The organism is Streptomyces sp. VTCC 41912 (genome assembly GCF_045799175.1).
Taxonomy (GTDB): Bacteria; Actinomycetota; Actinomycetes; order Streptomycetales; family Streptomycetaceae; genus Streptomyces; species Streptomyces albulus_C.
Genome location: NZ_JBJMAB010000085.1, coordinates 1 through 3284 on the forward strand (window position 1 = coordinate 1; position 3284 = coordinate 3284).

1 protein-coding gene is annotated in these 3284 nt (G+C 75.1%); it reads right to left on the bottom strand.

Annotated features, from left to right (window positions below):
- Positions 1-3269 (bottom strand): type I polyketide synthase (locus ACJ6WD_RS41210; protein WP_407617802.1); only part of this gene is annotated, 3269 nt, incomplete at its 3' end.
- Between the last annotated feature and the right edge of the window lie 15 nt (positions 3270-3284).

Below are 3284 nucleotides of genomic sequence, written 5' to 3' on the forward strand. Positions count from 1 at the left end.
CCACACGACCGCACCAAATGCCGAGCCAACACACCACCCAAACCACCCGTACCACCCGTCACCCACACCGTCCCGTCCGCGGACCACGGAGTGACGGCGGGAGTGCTCGGGACGGGGGTGCGGGCGAGACGGGCAGCATGGGCGCGGCCGGCACGGAGGAGGAGTTGGGGTTCGTCGAGGGTGAGGGCCCGGGTCAGCGCGGTGCCGGAGGCCGGGTCGGTGTCGAGGTCGAGGAGGCCGAAGGTGTCGGGGTTCTCGGTCTGGGCGGAGCGGACCAGGCCCCAGACCGCGGCGGCGGCCAGGTCGTCGAGGTCGGTGCCGGCGGCGGCCACCGCGCCGGTCGTGACGAACACCAGGCGGGAGCCGGCGAGCCGGTCGTCGGCGAGCCACTGCTGCACGAGGGTCAGTGCGGTGCTGGTCAGGGCGTGGGCGGCCCCTGGGACGTCGGCGCCGGGTGCGGAGCCGAGCGGGACGAGGACGGTGGTGGGCGGGGTGGGGTCGGCGGCCAGGAGGTCGGCGAGGGTCGCGTACCGCGTGACGGACGGGCTGCCGAGGGCATCGGCGAGCGCTGCGGTGTCGGGGCCCAGGAGGGCGAGCGGGGTGGGTGCGCCGGTGTCGGGCAGCGGGACCGGGGTCCAGTCCAGGTGGAAGAGCGCGTCGTGGGTGCGGGCGGTGTCGGCGGTCAGCTGCGCGGCGTCCACGGGGCGGGCGAGCAGGCGGGTGACGGTGGCGACGGCGTGGCCGGCCGGGTCGGCGACGCTGAGCGCGAGGCCGTTGGTGCCGGCGGGGGCGAGGCGCACGCGCAGCGCGGTGGCGCCCGAGGCGTGCAGGGTGACGCCTTCCCAGGCGAACGGGAGGCCGGTGGTGTGCTCGTCGGTGAGGAGCGCGGGGTGCAGCGCGGCGTCGAGGAGGGCGGGGTGCAGCCCGAATGCTGCCGCGTCGTCGGTGGCCGGTTCGGGCAGGGCCACGTCGGCGTAGAGGACGGCACCGGCGCGCCAGGCGGCGCGCAGGCCCTGGAAGACCGGGCCGTAGCCGAAACCGAGGGTGGCGAAGTGCGCGTAGCAGTCGTCGGTGGTGAGGGGTTGGGCGTCGGCGGGCGGCCAGACGGCGGTGTCGAAGGGGGCGGCGGCGGGGGCCTCGGCGGTGAGCACACCGGTGGCGTGCAGCGTCCAGGTGCCGTCGGCGGTGTCGTCGGGGCGGGCGTGGACGGTGACGGTGCGGCGGCCCGTTTCGTCGGCGGCGCCGACGTGGACCTGGAGGAGCGTCGCGCCGTCCTCGGAGAGGGTCACGGGGGCGGCGAGGGTGAGCTCCTCCAGGTGGCCGCAGCCGGTCTCGTCGCCGGCGCGGACGGCGAGTTCCACCAGTGCGGTGCCCGGCAGCAGGACGGTGCCCAGGACGGTGTGGTCGGCCAGCCACGGGTGGCTGCGCAGTGCGAGGCGGCCGGTGAACAGCACGCCGTCGTCGGGGAGTTGGACGGCCGCGCCGAGCAGGGGGTGTTCGGCGGCGGCGAGGCCGGCGGCGCGGACGTCGTCCGGGCGGGCGGGGCGGGCGGCGGGCCAGAACCAGCGGTGTTGGAAGGCGTAGGTCGGCAGGTCGACGCGGACGGCGTCGGCGCCGGCGAAGGCGGCGGGCCAGTCGGCGTCGACGCCGAGCACCCGGAGGTGGCAGAGCGCCGCGATGACGGCCTGTTCCTCCGGCCGGTCCTTGCGCAGGAGCGGGACCGTGGCGGCGCCTTCGGGTGCGGATTCCTGGGCCATGGCGGACAGCACGCTGTCGGGGCCGAGTTCGACGAAGGTGGTGACGCCGTAGTCGGCGAGGCTGCGGATGCCGTCGGCGAAGCGGACCGCCTCGCGGACGTGCCGGACCCAGTAGTCGGCGGTGCGCAGGTCGGTGCCGTTGGCGATGGTGCCGGTGAGGTTGGAGACGACGGGGAGGGTGGGGGCGGTGAAGGTGAGGCCGTCGACGACCGCGCGGAAGTCGTCCAGCATCGGGTCCATCAACGGCGAGTGGAAGGCGTGGCTGACCCGCAGGCGGGTGGTGCGACGGCCCTGGTCGGCGAAGTGCTTCGCGACGGCGAGCGCCGCACCCTCGTGGCCGGACACGACGACGGAGGTGGGGCCGTTGACGGCGGCGATCGAGGCGTCGTCGGTGAGGAGCGGCAGGACCTCGTCCTCGGTGGCTTCGACGGCGAGCATCGCGCCGCCTTCGGGCAGCGACTGCATCAGTACGGCGCGGGCGACCACGAGGCGGCAGGCGTCCGCGAGGGAGAGGACCCCGGCGACGTGCGCGGCGGCGATCTCACCGATGGAGTGGCCGGCCACGAAGTCCGGTGCGATGCCCCAGCTGGCCAGGAGGCGGAAGAGGGCCACCTCGACGGCGAACAGCGCGGGTTGGGTGTAGCCGGTGCGGTCGAGGAGTTGGGCGTCCTCGCCCCAGATGACGTCGCGGAGCGGATGGCCGAGTTCCGCGTCGAGGACGGTGAGGACGGTGTCCAGGGCTTCGGCGAAGGCGGGGAAGCGCTCGTAGAGGACGCGGCCCATGCCGAGGCGTTGGGAGCCCTGGCCGGAGAAGAGGAAGGCGGTGCGGCCGGTGCCGGCCTTGCCGGTCACGGCGACCGGGTCGGTCTGGCCGGCGGCGAGCGCGGCGAGCGCCCGCAGCGCCTCGGTGCGGTCGCTACCGAGGACGACGGCCCGGTGGTCGAAGGCGGTGCGGGTGGCGACCAGCGAGTGGCTGACGTCGACGGGACGCAGCTCGGGGTGCGCTTCGACGTGGGCGAGGAGGCGGGCGGCCTGGGCGCGCAGGGCCTCGGGGGTCTTGGCGGACAGTGCCCAGGGGGCGGCCGGCAGTTCCTCGACCGGCCGGGTGGTGCGCGCGGCCGCGCGGGGTGCGGTGCCTGTCGGCTGTTCGAGGACGACGTGGGCGTTGGTGCCGCTGATGCCGAACGAGGAGACGCCGGCGCGCCGGGCCCGGCCGGTCTCCGGCCAGGCGATCTCGTCCGTCAGCAGCTCGACCGCACCCGCACTCCAGTCCACGTGCGACGACGGTGCGTCGACGTGCAACGTCCTTGGCAGGACGCCTCGTTGCATCGCCAGCACCATCTTGATGACGCCCGCGACACCGGCCGCGGCCTGGGTGTGACCGATGTTGGACTTGATCGAACCGAGCCACAAGGGCTGGTCGGCATCGCGGTCACGGCCGTAGGTCGCGAGCAGCGCCTGGGCCTCGATCGGGTCACCGAGCGTCGTACCGGTACCGTGCGCCTCGACCACGTCGACATCCCCGGC